The organism is Streptacidiphilus cavernicola (assembly GCF_042510955.1).
Taxonomy (GTDB): Bacteria; Actinomycetota; Actinomycetes; order Streptomycetales; family Streptomycetaceae; genus Streptacidiphilus; species Streptacidiphilus cavernicola.
The window spans coordinates 51,962-66,414 of the sequence record NZ_JBHFAB010000032.1 but is presented as its reverse complement, the minus strand read 5'-3'; the positions used below and the strand labels follow the sequence as shown (position 1 = coordinate 66,414).

Below are 14,453 nucleotides of genomic sequence, written 5' to 3'. Positions count from 1 at the left end.
CCGTGACGATCATGCTGGTGACCGGCACCGGGACCGAGATCGGCAAGACCGTGGTGACCGCGGCGGTGGCGTCGCTGGCGCTCGCGGCGGGCCGGACCGTCGCCGTGCTGAAGCCCGCGCAGACCGGGGTGGCCGCGGGCGAGCCCGGGGACCTCGACGAAGTCCGGCGTCTGGCCGGGGAACTGACGGTCAGTGAACTCGGTCGCTATCCCGACCCGTTGGCCCCGGCGACGGCGGCGGCACGGAGCGGCCTGGCTCCGGTGACGCCGGATCAGATCGCGGACGAGGCAGCCGCGTTGGCGGCCGGTCATGACCTGGTGCTGGTGGAGGGGGCCGGCGGGCTGCTGGTCCGCTACGACCAGCAGGGCTCGACGCTGGCCGACGTCCCGGCGGCGCTGGCCCGACTGGGCCTGGACGCCCAGGTGCTGGTGGTGGTGACGGCCGGGCTCGGCACCCTCAACACCACCGCGCTGACCGCCGAGGCGCTGCGGGCCCGGGGGTCGGCGCCGCTGGGCCTGGTGATCGGCGCCTGGCCGGACCGGCCGGACCTGGCCGCCCGCTGCAACCTCGCCGACCTGCCGGTGGTGGCGGGCGCCCCGCTACTCGGGGTGCTGCCGTCCGGCCTGGTGCGCCGAGGAGCGGACCGTGTCTCCCTCCAAGCCACGGCCCGCTCCTGCCTTGCTCCCGCACTGGGCGGGGTCTGGGACGGATCAGTCGCCGACCCGGACCGGCCAGGACCCGGCCCGGCCGGCGAGGACCCGATCAGCCAGTGATCTTGTTGAAGACCTTGGAGTAGGCGTACTTGGTGGCCTTGTCGTAGCTGTCGACCTCCCAGAACGCCAGCTCCTGAACGCCCTTGGAGGCCGCGAAGGTCTCCAGCGTGGCGGCGTTGGCCTGGGTGAAGTTCTCGTTGTCGTCGTTCCTTCCGGCGATCGGGGTCAGCCCGAGCTTGTTCCAGGTCGCCGAGGCGCTGGTGCCGTAGAGCGAGGCGAGCTGCTTCTCGGTGGCGGTGGCACCGGACTCGGCGTCCTTCAGCGCGTTCTCGCCGTCGCCGAAGTCCATGGTCATGATGTTGACCAGGTTGACCTTGACGCCCTTGCTCTTGGCGTCCTTGAGCAGGTTGAGGGCGTTGGACTCCAGGCCGGTCGGGTCGACCGGCAGAGTGAAGTCCACCTGGACCGAGGGGTTGGCCTTCTGCAGCGCGGCCAGCGCCTGGTCCCGGCGGGAGTTGGCGCTGGTGTTGTCCAGCGGGCTGCCCTCGATGTCGAAGTCCAGCCGGGTGATCCCGTAGGTCTTCACCACGTTGGCGTAGGCGGCGGTCAGGCTGGTCACCGAGGTGCAGGTCTGCGCCAGCTCGCCGCCCTCGGCCCCGCCGAAGGAGACGATGACGTTGCCGCCGGCCGACTTCAGCGAGTTGACCTGCGAGGTGAACGCGCCGAGCGAGGCGTTGCCGTCCTCCCACATCGGCGTACAGCCGGACTTGGGGATGAGGAAGGCGAGCGAGTAGAACTTGTCGCCGCTGGCCTTCATGTCCGCGGCCATGTCACCGGCACTGCTGCTGGACAGCTCCAGGTAGGGGGCGGCGTAGTGGGCCGGGAACGAGCCGGTGGCGTGCGCCGGGACGGCCCCGGCGACCAGCACCAGAGCGGGGGTGAGGGCGGTGGCGGCGAGGGCGAGGCGACGGGTGCGCGCGGAGGACTTGGCCATGACGACCTTTCAGGACCGGTGCGACGGTGTGGGGGTGCTGCGAGTGCTGCTGTCTGTTAGGAAAGCTTCCTAACAGCTTGGAGAGGATCGTGGTCCCTTGCCGTGGCGCTGTCAAGAGTTCCGGTGCACTCAGCCGAGCGGCTTCACCCAGCGCCGCCAGTGGTCCTCCCGGCGGTATCCGGCCGCCGCCCACGCGGCCTGCGCCTTCCCGTTCGCCTCCAGCACCATGGCGTCACCGCGCCTGCCCCCGGCCGCGAGAAACCGCCGCTCGGCCGCGGCCAGCAGCGCGGACGCGATCCCCTGCCGACGCTGCGCGGGGAGCACGGCCAGCCGGTACAGCGAGCAGCGCCAGCCGTCCCACCCCGCGATCACCGAACCGACCAGCAGCCCGTCCCGCTCGGCCAGGATCAGCGCGTCCGGGTCACGGGCGATCAGCGCGGCGACCCCGTCCACGTCGTCGGAGATGGACGTCCCCTCCGCCGCCTCCGCCCAGAACAGCAGCACGGCTTCCGCGTCGTCACGAACGGCGGTTCGTATATGCAGGTCAGTCATGCTGAGACCCAAACACACGCCGCCCGCAGCCCGCCACCGACTTCTCCCCGCCCCAAAGAGGCAAGGAGCTTCACCCCAGTGCGTCGATGGCCGCAGAGATCAACCCACGGGCCCTGGCACCGTGGACGGCCAGCTTGGCCAGTTCAGAGAAGGCATGCCCGTAGTCGGTCAGCTCACCGGGCTGGAGAACGGTCAACCGGGCGGTGAGGGTCTCGACCGCGACCCGCTGGTTGTCGAACAGGTAGAAGGCTTCGAGGGGCCAGATCCCGCGTCGGGCGGTGAACGGGATGATGCCCACCGAGACGGACGGCAGGGGCATGAGCGTGAGCAGGTGGCCGAGCTGTCCCGCCATGATCTCTTCACTGCCGATCAGGTAGCGGAGAACGCACTCCTCCATCAGAACCACGTACCGGTGACGGCCCTGGTGCAGGAACCTGGCCCGATCCACCCGCGCCGCCGCGGCCTCCTCGACGTCATCAGGGGTGCCCTGGAAGTCTGTGATGGAGCGCAGCAGGGCGCGCGCGTAGTCGGCCGTCTGAAAGAAGCCGGGGAAGACGTTGGAGACGTAGACCCTGGAGAGCTCGGTGCGCTCGTACTCGCCACTGACCTTCTCCTGCGCATGGCGCATTCCATCGCGATGCCCGCGCTTCCACTCGACGTACATGGAATCGACAGCACGGGACGCCGCGATGAGATCGGGAATCTGGCCCTCGGCTCCGCAGGCGGCGCACCAGATCCTGATGTCCGCTTCCGACGGTGTGGTCTGCCCGGACTGGATGCGTGAGGTCTTCGAAGGGTGCCAGGAACACCGGGCCGCCAGTTCGTTACCAGTGATTCCGGCGTCCTTGCGGATCTCGACCAGCCGACAGGCCAGGGCCCGCCGGGCGGCGACAACGCTGGAGGACGGAGACGGCGACATACGATGGCTGCCCAGGCTGGTAGTGATGTCAGACGTGGAACTGGTCATGGGGAATTCCCCGTTCCCATACCGCTTCGAAGGCTGACGCGCAGAGCCGTGCCGTAGCCGGTGCCTCGACCAGTTCGAAGCAGGGATCAGCCCAGTCCCCTTCGCCGGTGAAGATGTTGAACAGGGCGACCCGACCGTCGAAGAGCCAGAAGTCGGCGCCCGGGAAGGCAATGTCCAAAGCCCGTCTCCGAGGCAGCCAGCGGACCTGTTCCCCTGCCGCGACGTTGCTGAAGGTGCCGGAGTGCTCGTACCGGATGTACTCGCTCACCGGCTCCGAGACGACTCGGGCACGGCGAATGACCACGCCCCGGTCGACGGTCTCCGTGATCAGGTCCAGCCACGGCCGCCACCATGAAGCGCGGTCGGCGGGGTCGTAGCGTTTTCCCTGCCGCCAGGCCTCGAACTCCTCGGCCTCGCTGGCAACCGCGTAACTGTCACGCATCTCCAGGTGAACCGCTGTCGATTGTGCTGCCCTGAGCATCGCCGGAAAGTCCGAGCCTTTCAGCTTCATCACAGGCCTTTCGGAGAATCGAGATCATGCGGAACGGAATCCGGACCAGGAGCTCGTGGCTGGGGATGCCTGCTACATGACCGGAACCCACGCCTTCCCGCCGATGGCGGCCTTGAGTTCTTCGTCGGCACCGGGACTCTGCACAAGGATCTCTTTTGCCTCGCTGTGGACCCACACCGTGGGTGATCCGTAGTCACCCGTGTCGGGGTCGATTCCGATGAAATCTATCGGCATGGCTGTCTCCTGTGCGTCGAGAGTTGCAGGGACATGCCCAACAGTCAGCGATACGTGCGATCACGTCAATCGAACGTGCAGAGGGTTGCAGCACTGCCTGCGGGAGCTTGCCGACCTGGGCCCGGATGAGCTAGTGACTTCGCGCGATGACCCTGCCCCCGCCCGTTCCCGCGTTCGGGATGGACGCCTCGACCACGCCCCCTCGGGGACATCCTGCTCGGTACGATGGTCCGCGGGAGGTGCCAGTGGAGCGAGCGCCGCTGCTCAGCGAGCTGATGCCGTGGTCCGTCCCAGGGCTGCGGACCGGGCGCGGGTGGGTGCTCTCGGCGTATCCCGAAGTCCTGGTCGCACGCTGGCAGCGGCTGGCCGAGGCGCCGGTGGAGCGGCGGGCGGCGCTGTTCGGGCCGAGCCGGTCGCGGACCGTGCGGAGTTCGGTGCCGCAACTGCCGGGACAGTCGGCGAGCAGCAACCGGTTGTCGCGGGAGCCGGGGCCCTGCCCGGAGCCGGTGCTGGTCCGGCACGGCGCGTTCGACCGGCTGTGGCTGCTCCCGGACCAGCGGGTGCTGGACCAGGCCCGGCCCGAGCTGTGGCGGGTCGCCGACGCGGCACAGGTGTTCGCGACGGTGCAGCCGCCCGAGGGGGACGGGCCCCGGGTCGGCTTCTCCGCTGAACTCCCGGACGGGCAACGGGCGAAGGGCACCGGACGGGTCCACCCGCTGTACCGGCGGCCGGGGGCGCGCGAGCCCAATGTCGCGCCGGGGCTGCTGCGCCGGCTCGGGACGGTGCTCGGGACCCGGGTGACCGCCGAGGACCTGCTCGCCTGGATCGCCGCGATCACCGCGGTCCCCGCCGCCGACGAGGAGCCGCGCCGGGGCGAGGAGGTGCCGGTCCCGCTGCCGGGCGATCCGGCGGTCTGGGCCGAGGGGGTGGCGCTGGGACGGCGGGTGCTGTGGCTGCACAGTTTCGGCGAACGGTACGGCCCGCCGCACGGTGACGGGGCGTCAGTCGGCAGGCCTCGGATGCCCGGCGGCCGACGTCCGTTCGTCCGCGAGCGGGTGACCGGGTCGCCGGACGAACTGTCCTACGACCCGGAGACCGAGTCGCTGCTGCTCGGGGACGGGCGGCTGGCCCCCGTCGCGGCGGCGGCGTGGGAGTACCGGGCCGGGGGCGAGTCGGTGCTCGGCGCCTGGTTCGCCCGGCGCACGCCGGATCCCGAGGCCCGACCGGGGACGCTGGAGGCGCTGGGCCTGAGCGGCTGGCCGCAGCAGTCCACCGCGGACCTGGTGGACCTGCTCACCGTACTGACCTTGCTGGCGGAGCTGCGTCCGGCGCTGGCGGCGCTGCGGGGCGGCCCGGGGCCGTGGATCGGCGCGGACGCACTGGCCGCGGCGGGCGTGCTGCCGGTCCCGGACTGGAGCCGCCGCCCGGCGTCGGTGCTGCAGCATCAGGAGGAAGGCCCGGAGGGCCAGTTCGCCCTACTCTGACCCCTGCCGTGGCCCCTGCCGCGCCTCTTGCTGCGACCGACGCCACGGCCTCACCCTCACCTCCCACCGTTATCAACGCCGTGGCTTCTGCCGCAACCGACGCCGCACCCCCCGCCGTAGCTCGCCCCGTAGCCCCCGCCCGTAGCCCGCTGGCCACGCCGCAGGCGACCAGCAGGCTGCCCAAGGCCTGGCCGGCGCCCAGGCTGCCGGTGCCGACCAACGGCGCGGTCACCGCGGCGGCCACCGGGATCAGGCCGGGAAAGAGCCCGGCCCGCTCCGGGCCCAGCCGCTGGACGCCCGAGTACCAGGCCCAGAAGGCGACCACGGTGACCGGAAGCGCCATCCAGAGCAGCGCCAGCGCCTCCTCCCCGCCCGGCGCCCGGAAGCTGTGCAGCAGCAGCGCCGGGACCGCCGCCTGGACCGTGGCCACGGCGCAGGCGCAGGCCGCCAGCAGGGTCGGGCCGAGCGGCCGGATCAGCGGCACCGAGACCAGCCCGAAAGCCACCTCCCCGACCAGCGCCAGCAGCGAGTAGCCGAGCCCGGCGGCGTCGGTGCGGCCCAGCCCCTGCACCACCGCGGCCCCGGCCACCACCAGCAGCGCGGATCCGGCGATCCGCGGCGACGGGCGGCGGCGTTCCAGCAGCGGCGCGAGGATCGCGATCAGCAGCGGCGCGCAGCCGACGGTCACCCCGGGGACGGCCGGTTCCGCGGTGCGTTCGGCGGCCAGCACGGCCAGGTTGAAGCCGACCATCCCGGCCGCCGCGACCAGCGACAGCCGCAGCCACTGCCGAGGCCGCAGCAGCCGGACCGGCCGCAGACCGGCGGGCTCCCGGGCGGCGAGGACGAACAGCACCGCGGCGGCCAGGCCGTAGCGCAGGGCCAGGCCGCCGAGCGCGGGGTAGTGGCCGAGCAGGCTCATGGCGACGAAGGAGGTGCCGATCAGGGTGGTCGCGGTGGCGGCGTGGGCGGAGCCGGTGGGCGGTTTCTGCATGGCTTCAGCCTCGCCGGGCCAGTGGCTCCCGATAAGGTCCACTTCTGTGCGGAGTTCATGGACCACTTCACCCGAGCCCGAGCCCTCCCCCTCACCGGATCCCTCCCCCTCACCCGAGCCCGAGCCCTCCCCCGCCTGGGAGCTGCTGCTCCCCGCCGCGTCCGGCCCGGTCCGGGGCCGCGGGCGGGAGCTGGGACGGGCGCTGCGGGCCGCGGTGCGCGAGGGGCGGCTCGCGGCCGGGACCCGGCTGCCGTCCAGCCGGGATCTGGCGCGGGACCTGCGGGTCTCCCGGGGCCTGGTCAGCGAGCTGTACGCGCAGCTGACCGCCGAGGGCTACCTGACCAGTCGGCGCGGCTCCGGGACCTGGGTGGCCGCGCTGGTCCCGACCGCCGAGCCGGCGCCGTCCCGGCCGCGGGCCGCGGCGGCCCCGGTGCTGGACTTCCGTCCCGGGCTCGCCGATCTGGCCGCGTTCCCCCGGGCCGCCTGGGCCGCCGCGCAGCGGCAGGCGCTGGCCTCGCTGCCGGACGCCCAGCTGGACTACCCCGACCCGCAGGGGCTGCCCGCGCTGCGCACCGCGCTGGCCGAACTGCTGGGGCGGCGGCGCGGGGTGGTGGTCGGCCCGGACGGGGTGATCGTCTGCGCCGGGGTGGCCCAGGCGCTGACGCTGCTCGGCCGGGTGCTGGCCGGGCGCGGGCACCGCCTGGTCGCGGTGGAGGACCCGGGCAGCCTGTCGGTGTACCCGCTGCACCTCGCGGCCGGGCTGCGTCCGGTGCCGGTGCCGCTGGACCGGGAGGGCGTGCGGATGGACGCGCTGCGGGCGACCGGGGCACGGGCGGTGTCGCTCACCCCGGCGCACCAGTTCCCGATGGGGACGGTGCACTCCCCCGCCCGCCGGGCCGAGCTGCTGGCCTGGGCCAGGGAGTGCGCGGGGCTGGTGGTCGAGGACGACTACGACGGCGACTTCCGCTACGACCGGGCCCCGGTCGGCGCGCTCCAGGGGCTGGCCCCGGACCTGGTCGCCTACACCGGTTCGGTGAGCAAGTCGCTGGCGCCGGGGCTGCGGCTGGGCTGGCTGGTACCCCCGGCCGCGCTGCTGCCGGAGCTGGTGGAGGCCAAGCGGGTCAGCGACCTCGGCAACAGCGTCGCCGACCAGGCGGCCTTCGCCGGATTCCTGGTCGGCGGCCGGTACGACCGGCAGCTGCGGCTGTGCCAGCGCACCTACCGGGAGCGCAGGGACGCGCTGATCGCCGTCCTGGCCGAGGTCCTGCCGGAGGTGCGGATCAGCGGGATCGCGGCCGGGCTGCACCTGATCGCGGAGTTCCCGTACCCGGTCCCGGCCGAGGCCTGCGCCAGGGCCGGGGTCCGGCTGCGCCCGCTGAGCGACTACACCGCGAGCGGTACGGGCGGCTCCGGGCGTTTCGTGCTCGGCTACGCACACCTGACCGCCGCGGAGATCACCGGGGCCGTCAACCGACTCGCCGAGGCATTGCGCAGTGTTGCCGTTTGATACCGAAGCCATTCATGAGCAGCACAAATGCTCGCGGCTTCGGACCACGCCCGGATACGATCCGGCTACCCCCGGCGACGACGACGGCAGGGTTCCGGACGCGGAAGGAAAGGCGGAGAGTTGGCACAGCTCACCGGCGGGGACTCCTCGCTGTTGCGGCGGATCAACTCCGCCGTGACCCTGCACGCCTTGCGCGGCGGCGACACGCTGACCCTGACCCAGCTGGTCGGCGACACCGGCCTGTCCCGGCCCACCGTCGAGGGCGTGATCGAGGGCCTGATGGAATCGGGCCTGGTGGTCGAGGTGGAGCCGGACCCGGAACGCCGCAACGACAGCGCCCGGCAGCGCGGACGTCCGGCGCGGCACTTCCGGTTCCGGGCCGAGGCCGGGCACCTGCTCGGCATCGAGATCGGCACCCACGGCGCCCGCGCGGTGCTGTCCGACCTGACCGGCCGGATCCTGGGCAGCTACGCCCGCCCGATCGACGAGGTGACCGGTGCGACCGAGCGGCTCGCCCTGGTCCGCGGGACGGTGGCCGAGCTGCTGCGGCGCTCGGGCGTGTCCCGGGACACGCTGTGGGCGGTCGGCGTCGGCACCCCCGGGGTGGTGGACGCCGAGGGCGTGGTCCGGCTCGGCACCGCCCTGCCCGGCTGGACCGGTCTTGAACTGGGCGCCCGGCTGCGCCGCTCGTTCCGCTGCCCGGTGCTGGTGGAGAACGACGCCAACCTCGCGGCGATCGGCGAGCACTGGATCGGCGCCGCCGCGGGCATGGGCGACGTGGTGTTCGTGCTGGCCGGGCTGAGCCCGGGTGCGGGCTCGCTGATCAACGGGAAGCTGCACCGCGGCTTCGGCGGCGCGGCCGGGGAGATCGGCTCACTGCACCTGCTGGGCCGCGAGTCCAACCCGGCCCAGCTGCTGTCCGCCCCCAGCAAGCCGATCGACCCGCTGGACGAGGCCGCGGTGGCCCGGGTGCTGCGGCTGGCCGAGCAGGGCGACCAGGTCGCGCTGGACGTGCGGGACCGCTTCCTGGCCCGGCTGGTCCGCGACGTGGCCGCCCTGGTGCTGGCGATCGACCCGGAGGTCGTGGTACTCGGCGGCTGGGCGGCCGGTCTCGACGGCATGCTGGAGCCGCTGCGGGAGCAGCTCGGGCGGTTCTGCCTGCGCCCGCCCGAGGTCCGGCTCTCCACGCTCGGTGACGAGGTCATCGCCACCGGCGCGCTGCGCCTGGCGCTGGAGCACGCCGAGGAGCAGCTCTTCTCGGTGGATCAGGAGGCGGTGCGCACCTCGGCCGCGGCCGGGGTGACGTCCACGATCCCGGAGGCGCCGAAGGTCAGCCGGCACGTGTCGGCGCGGTAGGTGGAGACGGTGAGGGCGGCGGTGCGGCCCTCGGCCTGGTAACGGGTGGTCAGCACCAGCACCGGGGTGCCCGGCGGGCGCTCCAGCAGCTGGGCCTGCTGCTCCTCGGCGACGCCGAGCTCGACCGAGCGGGACTCCCCGTCCAGCTCCAGGCGCTGCAACTGGCGCAGCACCGAGCGGGCCCGGCTGGAGTCGGCGACGCTGGACTTGGCGAAGATGGCCGGCACGTGCGGCACCACGGACTCGGGGACGTAGAGCGTCTCCGCGCCGATGACCTGGCCGTGCATCATCCGCAGCCGGCGCACCGTGTGCACGGCCTCGTCGGCCGGGAGGCCGAGCGCGGCGCAGACCGAGGCCGGCGCGGGGGCCGACTCGGCGTCCACGATCCGCCAGCTGTCGCGCCCGGTGCCGGGCCAGCCCTCGGACGCCTCGCTGACCGGCACGCCCATCCGGGGCGCGGCGACCACGGTGCCGATGCCGCGGCGGCGGACCAGGCGGCCCTCCAGTTCGAGCTGGTCCAGCGCCTGCCGCAGGGTGGCCCTGGCCACGCCGAAGCGGGCCGACAGGTCGCGCTCATTGGGCAGCACCTCGCCGGTGCCGAACTCCGAGTCGAGTGCGCGCACCAGGACGGTGCGCAGATGCCAGTACTTGGGCTCGGGCGCCGTCGCGGTGCCCGTCCCGTTCGCGGCCTGTGTGGTCCCCACCCTGTCCTCCGCCTGTGCGCCTGTGACGCCGGTTATTTATGAGTCCTTATTTCTTAAAGGACCCTGCACTAAGCCGACAGTAGGGGCAGCCCGGATCATTGGTCAAGACCAATGCCGGTGTGAGCGCACACAGCGAGGTAGTGAGTCAATCCCTTGCGGCCGTTCGTCATCATCAGGGAGTGATTGACCCGAAATGCCGGTCGGCCCGGTACGGCGAGGCGGCGCATCAGCGGCCGGTGCACCTCGACGTCCTCGTCGAACACCGCGACCGCGCCGCCGTCACCGCGCGTGGTGACGGTCCATCGGGTGGTCCCCTCCAGGTCTCCGGTCAGCCGTGCCTCCAGCACTCCGGCGGCCGGGTCCTGCCGCACCTCGTGGGCCGTGACCGCGAGTTCGTACGGCAGCAGGGAGCGGAACCGCATCCGGCCGCTGTGCGCGTCGATCCGGCGCACCTCACGGATCTCCGGCCACCACAGCGGGTAGCCGCGCGGGTCGGCGAGCACCCGGTACACCCGCTCGGGCGGGGCGGGGACGTCCCAGACCGTAACGAAGCGATAGCGGTGCAGCCGGTGCAGGCGTTGCGGGCCCTCAAGAGTCATCCCCCGAGTCTCCCGCAGACCCCGGGTCGCCGGTCCTCATCGGCGACCGATGCCGGTACGGTGCGTCGGAACCCTCATCGTCCGACCACCTCTGGAGCACGACATGGCCGAACCGCTGATCTCCGCAGTCGCCGGGCGGACGCCCGCCGTCGACCCGGGCGCGTTCGTCGCCCCGAACGGGGTGGTGCTCGGATCGGTGGCCCTCGCCGCGGGCGCGAGCGTCTGGTACGGCGCGGTGCTGCGGGGCGACTGCGAGCTGATCTCGATCGGCACGGATAGCAATGTACAGGACAACTGCTCGGTGCACGCCGACTTCGGCTTCCCGGCGACCGTCGGCGACCGGGTCTCGGTGGGCCACAACGCGGTGCTGCACGGCTGCACGGTCGAGGACGACTGCCTGGTCGGGATGAGCGCCACCGTGCTCAACGGCGCGGTGATCGGCGCGGGCTCGCTGGTGGCGGCCGGCGCGATGGTCCCGCAGGGGATGCGGGTGCCGCCGGGCTCGCTGGTCGCCGGGGTGCCGGCCCGGGTCAAGCGCGAGCTGACCGAGGAGGAGCGGACCCACATCAGGCTCAACGCCGAGTGGTACGTGGCGCTCAGCGCTCAGCACCGCGAGGCGTTCGACGGCCGGAGCGGCCTCGACTGACCAGACCGACCAGCGAGACCACCGCCCAGGTGCCCTCCAGCAGCAGGAACCCCCACTGCCGGGTCAGCGCGGCGTCGACCGCGAGCACCCCGGAACCGACCAGGTTGAGGCAGAGATAGCTCGTCGACTTGGCGTCCACCCGGCCCGCCTGGGCCAGCGCGAAGGGAATCAGCACCAGGATCGAACCGACGATCTGGACCAGCTGCTCGCTCATGACGACACGCCTCCTCGGCGGCGTCGTCTTGGCGGTCCTGGTACGGCGCGTCTCGTCAGGGCACGGGCGGGACGGCCCGGCCGTCCCATCTTCGCACAGGCCGGTCGGCCCTCAGCTGCCGAAGGCGTTCGGGCTGTCCCTGCGGTCCCGGCCGCGCAGCCGCGCCGCGCAGTAGACCAGCGCGGCGAAGGCCGCGTCCGAGAGCAGCATCAGGCCGATCGCGTAGGAGCCGGTGCTGCCGTAGACCGAGCCCATCACCAGCGGCGGGAAGTAGCCGCCGAGCCCGCCGGCCGCGCCGACCAGGCCGGTCACCGTGCCCACCTTCTCCTTCGGGGTGACCACCGCGACCAGCGCGAACACCGCGCCGCAGCCGAGGCCGACACTGGCCGCCATCACCAGGAAGGCGATCGTGGACCAGGGGTTGAGGCCGGGCTGGAACGCCTGCCAGACCGCGGTCACGCCCAGCACCGTGAACGAGACCATGAGCACCTTGGCCGCGCCGACCCGGTCCGAGAGCGTCCCGCCCAGGGGCCGGAACAGCACCGCGACCAGGGTGAAGCCGGCCGCCCTGGTGGACGCGCCGTCCTGGCTCAGGTGGTACGCCTCCTTCAGGTAGGTGGGGAGGTAGACGCCCATGGCGACGAAGGCGCCGAAGGCCACCGCGTAGAGCAGCGCCATCGGCAGCGTGGCCGGGTGCCGCAGCGCCTCGGCGAAGCGGCGGCCGAACAGCTGCTCGGGGATCTGCCGTCCCGGCGCGTCCCTGGCCACCAGCAGCGCGATCAGCCCGTACACCGCGAGGACCACCGCGACCAGGTAGAACATGGTGTTGGTGTTGTCGTACCAGCGCAGCATCCGGGCGGTGAAGAAGGACGCGATGGCGGTGCCGCCGGTGCCGATGCCGAAGATGCCGGTGGCCATGCCGCGCCGGGCGGGCGGGAACCAGGCGTTGACGTAGGGCACCCCGGCGGCGAAGAAGCTGCCGCCGATGCCGAGGAACAGGCCGACCAGGACCAGCAGCCAGTAGCTGTGCACCACGCTGAGCCCGAGCACCGGCAGGATGGTGAGGAAGCTGATCGCCGGGACCATCACCCGAGCGCCGTACTTGTCGGTGAGCGCGCCCGCCGGGATCCGGCCCAGCGAGCCGACCAGCACCGGGACGGCGACCAGGAACGACTGCTGGAACGAGCTGAGCCCCAGCTGCTGCTTGTAGGTCGGCGCCAGCGGGCTGATCAGGCCCCAGGCCCAGAAGTTGACGGCGATGCCGACCGTGGCGAGAGCGAGGTTGACCCAGGCCGCCGTGGGGATCGCGGCGGGCGCGGCGGGCGTTCCCGCCCCGGTGCCGCTGCCGGTGCCGGTCGGGGTGTCGGTCTCGGTCATGGTTCCGTTCCTCGTGGGTTCAGTACGACAGTCACGCGCTCAGCGGTGGCAGCGGTCAGCGGTCGCGGGGGCCGATGCCCCAGGCGCCCAGGGCGACCAGGAAGGACAGCGCCTCGAATCCGGTGCACCACCAGGCCGTTCCGGTGCGGCCCTCCATCCAGGCGTCGACGCCGACGCTCAGCGCCCACAGCTGTCCGGCCACCACGCTCAGCACCACCACCAGCCGGGCGCTGAGGATCGCCGACCGCTCCGGCTCCTGCTCGTTGCCCGCGCCCGGCCCCGGGCCGCTGTGCAGCACCCGGGGGTCGGCGTAGCCGCTGGTGGAGCGGATCTGCGGATAGCGTTCCGGGACCGGCCGGTTGAGCCGCGGCTCGTCACTGCCGGGGTGGTAGTCGGGGGGGAAGGTCATGAGTCCTCCGGGAACGCGGTGCCGACCGCCCAGACGCTGCCGTCCGGGCGCTCCTCCAGCAGCACCCGGGGCAGGCCGCGCGGCGGCGGCCCGGCGATGACGTCCCCGGTGCGCACGTCGAACGAGCCCTCGTGGCAGGGGCAGTACAGCTCCCCCTCCTCACCGCGGTCCGAGCGCCAGAGCACGCCGCAGGCCAGGTGGGTGCAGACGGTGGAGTAGCCGACCACACTGCCGTCGGCGAGCCGGACCGCCATCGCCCGGTCGTGCTCGCCCGGGTAGTCGAACAGCACCGCCTGACCCCGGGTCAGCCGGTCGGCCACCCGCAGCGGCGGGTGCTGCCCCTCGCCGCCGCCGTGCCGGGGCAGCACCCCGACGGAGACCGCGACGCTGCCGGCCAGCAGCCCGCCGGAGACGGTGGTCATCACCCGCAGGCAGTCCCGGCGCGAGGTCAGCGAGTCGCTGCCGAGCCGGTCCCGCAGCGCCGCGTTCTCCTCAGCCCGCTCCTGCGCCCGTGCCGGGTCCTGCGCCCGGTCCGGCACCGCCGGGTCCTGGACGATGGGCTCGTTCACCGTCGGCCTCCGCCGTCGCTCACGTCGCGTCCGTTCACCGCGACCAGCGGGAGCACCGGCATCCCGCCGGGCACCGGCCGGTCGCGCCTGTCGGCCGGGACGACCATCGCCGCCCCGGTGGTGATCTGCACGTCGCCGAACTCGAACCAGGCGGAGACGTCCACGTTCGGGCGCTCGGCCTGGAGCTCCTCCAGGGTTCCGTAGAACAGCGCGCCGGTCGGGCAGACCGTCGCGCACATCGGGGCGAGCCCGACCGAGGTACGGTCGTAGCAGAGGTTGCACTTCATCTGCAGCTTGGCCTCCAGGTCGATCCTGGGCACCCCGAAGGGGCAGGCGCTGACGCAGTTGCCGCAGCCGATGCAGCGGGTCGGATCGGCCTCGTGCACCACCCCGTCCGGGCTGATCAGGATCGCCTCGGCCGGGCAGACCTCGGCGCAGGGCGCGACCGGGTCCTCGCAGTGCATGCAGACCGTGGGCAGCGAGGCCACCGAGCTGCCCTCGTCCGGGTAGTCCAGGTGGATCATCGACTTGCCGCGGTGCGAGTCGCACTCCCGGCAGCCGGACACGCAGGCCTGGCAGCCGATGCAGCGGCCGGGGTCGATGAACAGCGTGCGTCCCATCACCGC

16 protein-coding genes, 2 pseudogenes and 1 riboswitch are annotated in these 14,453 nt (G+C 72.8%); of the genes and pseudogenes, 5 read left to right on the top strand and 13 right to left on the bottom strand.

What is annotated here, in order from left to right; translation table 11 throughout:
• Positions 1-2 precede the first annotated feature (2 nt).
• Positions 3-773, top strand: a complete 771-nt coding sequence (gene bioD / locus ACEZDE_RS30885) for a dethiobiotin synthase (RefSeq protein WP_380543376.1) — start codon at positions 3-5, stop codon at positions 771-773.
• On the opposite strand, the gene ACEZDE_RS30880 is transcribed toward bioD, so the two are convergent.
• The 5 genes from ACEZDE_RS30880 to ACEZDE_RS30860 form a co-directional block, all read right to left on the bottom strand.
• Positions 763-1,707 (bottom strand): chitinase, encoded by a 945-nt coding sequence (locus tag ACEZDE_RS30880; protein WP_380543373.1) that lies wholly within the window; start codon positions 1,705-1,707, stop codon positions 763-765. The two genes, bioD and ACEZDE_RS30880, sit on opposite strands and share 11 nt — an antisense overlap.
• Before the next feature lie 129 nt (positions 1,708-1,836).
• Positions 1,837-2,259 carry a GNAT family N-acetyltransferase gene (locus ACEZDE_RS30875; protein WP_380543370.1) on the bottom strand — a complete coding sequence of 141 codons (423 nt, stop codon included), beginning with the start codon at positions 2,257-2,259 and terminating at the stop codon, positions 1,837-1,839.
• Positions 2,260-2,329: 70 nt separating this feature from the next.
• A complete protein-coding gene (locus ACEZDE_RS30870) occupies positions 2,330-3,178 on the bottom strand; it encodes a helix-turn-helix domain-containing protein (protein ID WP_380543455.1) in 849 nt (282 codons plus the stop codon).
• 28 nt (positions 3,179-3,206) lie between these two features.
• A complete protein-coding gene (locus ACEZDE_RS30865; protein ID WP_380543452.1) occupies positions 3,207-3,737 on the bottom strand; it encodes a DUF6879 family protein in 531 nt (176 codons plus the stop codon).
• 72 nt (positions 3,738-3,809) lie between these two features.
• Entirely contained in the window at positions 3,810-3,971 is a 162-nt protein-coding gene (locus ACEZDE_RS30860) for a hypothetical protein (protein ID WP_380543367.1), read from the bottom strand.
• A gap of 275 nt (positions 3,972-4,246) precedes the next feature.
• Between ACEZDE_RS30860 and ACEZDE_RS30855 the strand changes: the two genes are divergently transcribed.
• Positions 4,247-5,455, top strand: a complete 1,209-nt coding sequence (locus ACEZDE_RS30855; RefSeq protein ID WP_380543449.1) for a type ISP restriction/modification enzyme — start codon at positions 4,247-4,249, stop codon at positions 5,453-5,455.
• A 211-nt stretch (positions 5,456-5,666) separates the two neighbouring features.
• Here ACEZDE_RS30855 and ACEZDE_RS30850 read toward each other — a convergent pair.
• Positions 5,667-6,374 (bottom strand): annotated as a pseudogene (locus ACEZDE_RS30850) (EamA family transporter); the annotation flags it as partial.
• Between the two features lie 118 nt (positions 6,375-6,492).
• Here ACEZDE_RS30850 and pdxR point away from each other — a divergent pair.
• Both pdxR and ACEZDE_RS30840 read left to right on the top strand, forming a co-directional pair.
• Positions 6,493-7,953 carry a MocR-like pyridoxine biosynthesis transcription factor PdxR gene (gene pdxR, locus ACEZDE_RS30845; protein WP_380543364.1) on the top strand — a complete coding sequence of 487 codons (1,461 nt, stop codon included), beginning with the start codon at positions 6,493-6,495 and terminating at the stop codon, positions 7,951-7,953.
• Positions 7,954-8,073: 120 nt separating this feature from the next.
• Positions 8,074-9,309, top strand: coding sequence for an ROK family protein (locus ACEZDE_RS30840; protein ID WP_380543361.1), 1,236 nt, complete (start codon positions 8,074-8,076; stop codon positions 9,307-9,309).
• Here the strand turns inward: ACEZDE_RS30840 and ACEZDE_RS30835 are convergent.
• Together ACEZDE_RS30835 and ACEZDE_RS30830 are read right to left on the bottom strand one after the other, a co-directional pair.
• Positions 9,219-10,013, bottom strand: coding sequence for a GntR family transcriptional regulator (locus ACEZDE_RS30835; RefSeq protein ID WP_380543358.1), 795 nt, complete (start codon positions 10,011-10,013; stop codon positions 9,219-9,221). The two genes, ACEZDE_RS30840 and ACEZDE_RS30835, sit on opposite strands and share 91 nt — an antisense overlap.
• Positions 10,014-10,108: 95 nt before the next feature.
• A complete protein-coding gene (locus tag ACEZDE_RS30830; protein ID WP_380543355.1) occupies positions 10,109-10,612 on the bottom strand; it encodes an SRPBCC family protein in 504 nt (167 codons plus the stop codon).
• 103 nt (positions 10,613-10,715) lie between these two features.
• On the opposite strand from ACEZDE_RS30830, the gene ACEZDE_RS30825 reads away from it, so the two are divergent.
• Positions 10,716-11,258: a gamma carbonic anhydrase family protein gene (locus tag ACEZDE_RS30825; RefSeq protein WP_380543352.1), complete on the top strand. Its 543-nt coding sequence runs from the start codon at positions 10,716-10,718 to the stop codon at positions 11,256-11,258.
• Here ACEZDE_RS30825 and ACEZDE_RS30820 read toward each other — a convergent pair.
• From ACEZDE_RS30820 to ACEZDE_RS30800, 5 genes and pseudogenes are all read right to left on the bottom strand, one after another.
• Positions 11,209-11,472: a CBU_0592 family membrane protein gene (locus ACEZDE_RS30820; RefSeq protein WP_380543350.1), complete on the bottom strand. Its 264-nt coding sequence runs from the start codon at positions 11,470-11,472 to the stop codon at positions 11,209-11,211. The genes ACEZDE_RS30825 and ACEZDE_RS30820 overlap by 50 nt on opposite strands.
• 17 nt (positions 11,473-11,489) lie before the next feature.
• Positions 11,490-11,556: riboswitch (guanidine-III (ykkC-III) riboswitch) on the bottom strand.
• Positions 11,557-11,583: 27 nt separating this feature from the next.
• A complete protein-coding gene (locus ACEZDE_RS30815; RefSeq protein ID WP_380543347.1) occupies positions 11,584-12,849 on the bottom strand; it encodes an MFS transporter in 1,266 nt (421 codons plus the stop codon).
• 55 nt (positions 12,850-12,904) lie between these two features.
• Positions 12,905-13,258: a hypothetical protein gene (locus tag ACEZDE_RS30810; protein WP_380543345.1), complete on the bottom strand. Its 354-nt coding sequence runs from the start codon at positions 13,256-13,258 to the stop codon at positions 12,905-12,907.
• A 17-nt stretch (positions 13,259-13,275) separates the two neighbouring features.
• Positions 13,276-13,797, bottom strand: a pseudogene (locus ACEZDE_RS30805) (QcrA and Rieske domain-containing protein); the annotation flags it as partial.
• Between the two features lie 26 nt (positions 13,798-13,823).
• Entirely contained in the window at positions 13,824-14,450 is a 627-nt protein-coding gene (locus tag ACEZDE_RS30800) for a 4Fe-4S dicluster domain-containing protein (protein ID WP_380543342.1), read from the bottom strand.
• Positions 14,451-14,453: the final 3 nt, after the last annotated feature.

What these genes read in the sequence shown, in the direction of transcription:
- ACEZDE_RS30880 (WP_380543373.1), bottom strand. Translation starts at nt 1,707, where the DNA reads ATGGCCAAGTCCTCCGCGCGCACCCGTCGCCTCGCCCTCGCCGCCACC.
- ACEZDE_RS30875 (WP_380543370.1), bottom strand. Translation starts at nt 2,259, where the DNA reads ATGACTGACCTGCATATACGAACCGCCGTTCGTGACGACGCGGAAGCC.
- ACEZDE_RS30870 (WP_380543455.1), bottom strand. Translation starts at nt 3,178, where the DNA reads ATGTCGCCGTCTCCGTCCTCCAGCGTTGTCGCCGCCCGGCGGGCCCTG.
- ACEZDE_RS30865 (WP_380543452.1), bottom strand. Translation starts at nt 3,737, where the DNA reads ATGAAGCTGAAAGGCTCGGACTTTCCGGCGATGCTCAGGGCAGCACAA.
- ACEZDE_RS30860 (WP_380543367.1), bottom strand. Translation starts at nt 3,971, where the DNA reads ATGCCGATAGATTTCATCGGAATCGACCCCGACACGGGTGACTACGGA.
- ACEZDE_RS30855 (WP_380543449.1), top strand. Translation starts at nt 4,247, where the DNA reads ATGCCGTGGTCCGTCCCAGGGCTGCGGACCGGGCGCGGGTGGGTGCTC.
- ACEZDE_RS30830 (WP_380543355.1), bottom strand. Translation starts at nt 10,612, where the DNA reads ATGACTCTTGAGGGCCCGCAACGCCTGCACCGGCTGCACCGCTATCGC.
- ACEZDE_RS30825 (WP_380543352.1), top strand. Translation starts at nt 10,716, where the DNA reads ATGGCCGAACCGCTGATCTCCGCAGTCGCCGGGCGGACGCCCGCCGTC.
- ACEZDE_RS30820 (WP_380543350.1), bottom strand. Translation starts at nt 11,472, where the DNA reads ATGAGCGAGCAGCTGGTCCAGATCGTCGGTTCGATCCTGGTGCTGATT.
- ACEZDE_RS30815 (WP_380543347.1), bottom strand. Translation starts at nt 12,849, where the DNA reads ATGACCGAGACCGACACCCCGACCGGCACCGGCAGCGGCACCGGGGCG.
- ACEZDE_RS30810 (WP_380543345.1), bottom strand. Translation starts at nt 13,258, where the DNA reads ATGACCTTCCCCCCCGACTACCACCCCGGCAGTGACGAGCCGCGGCTC.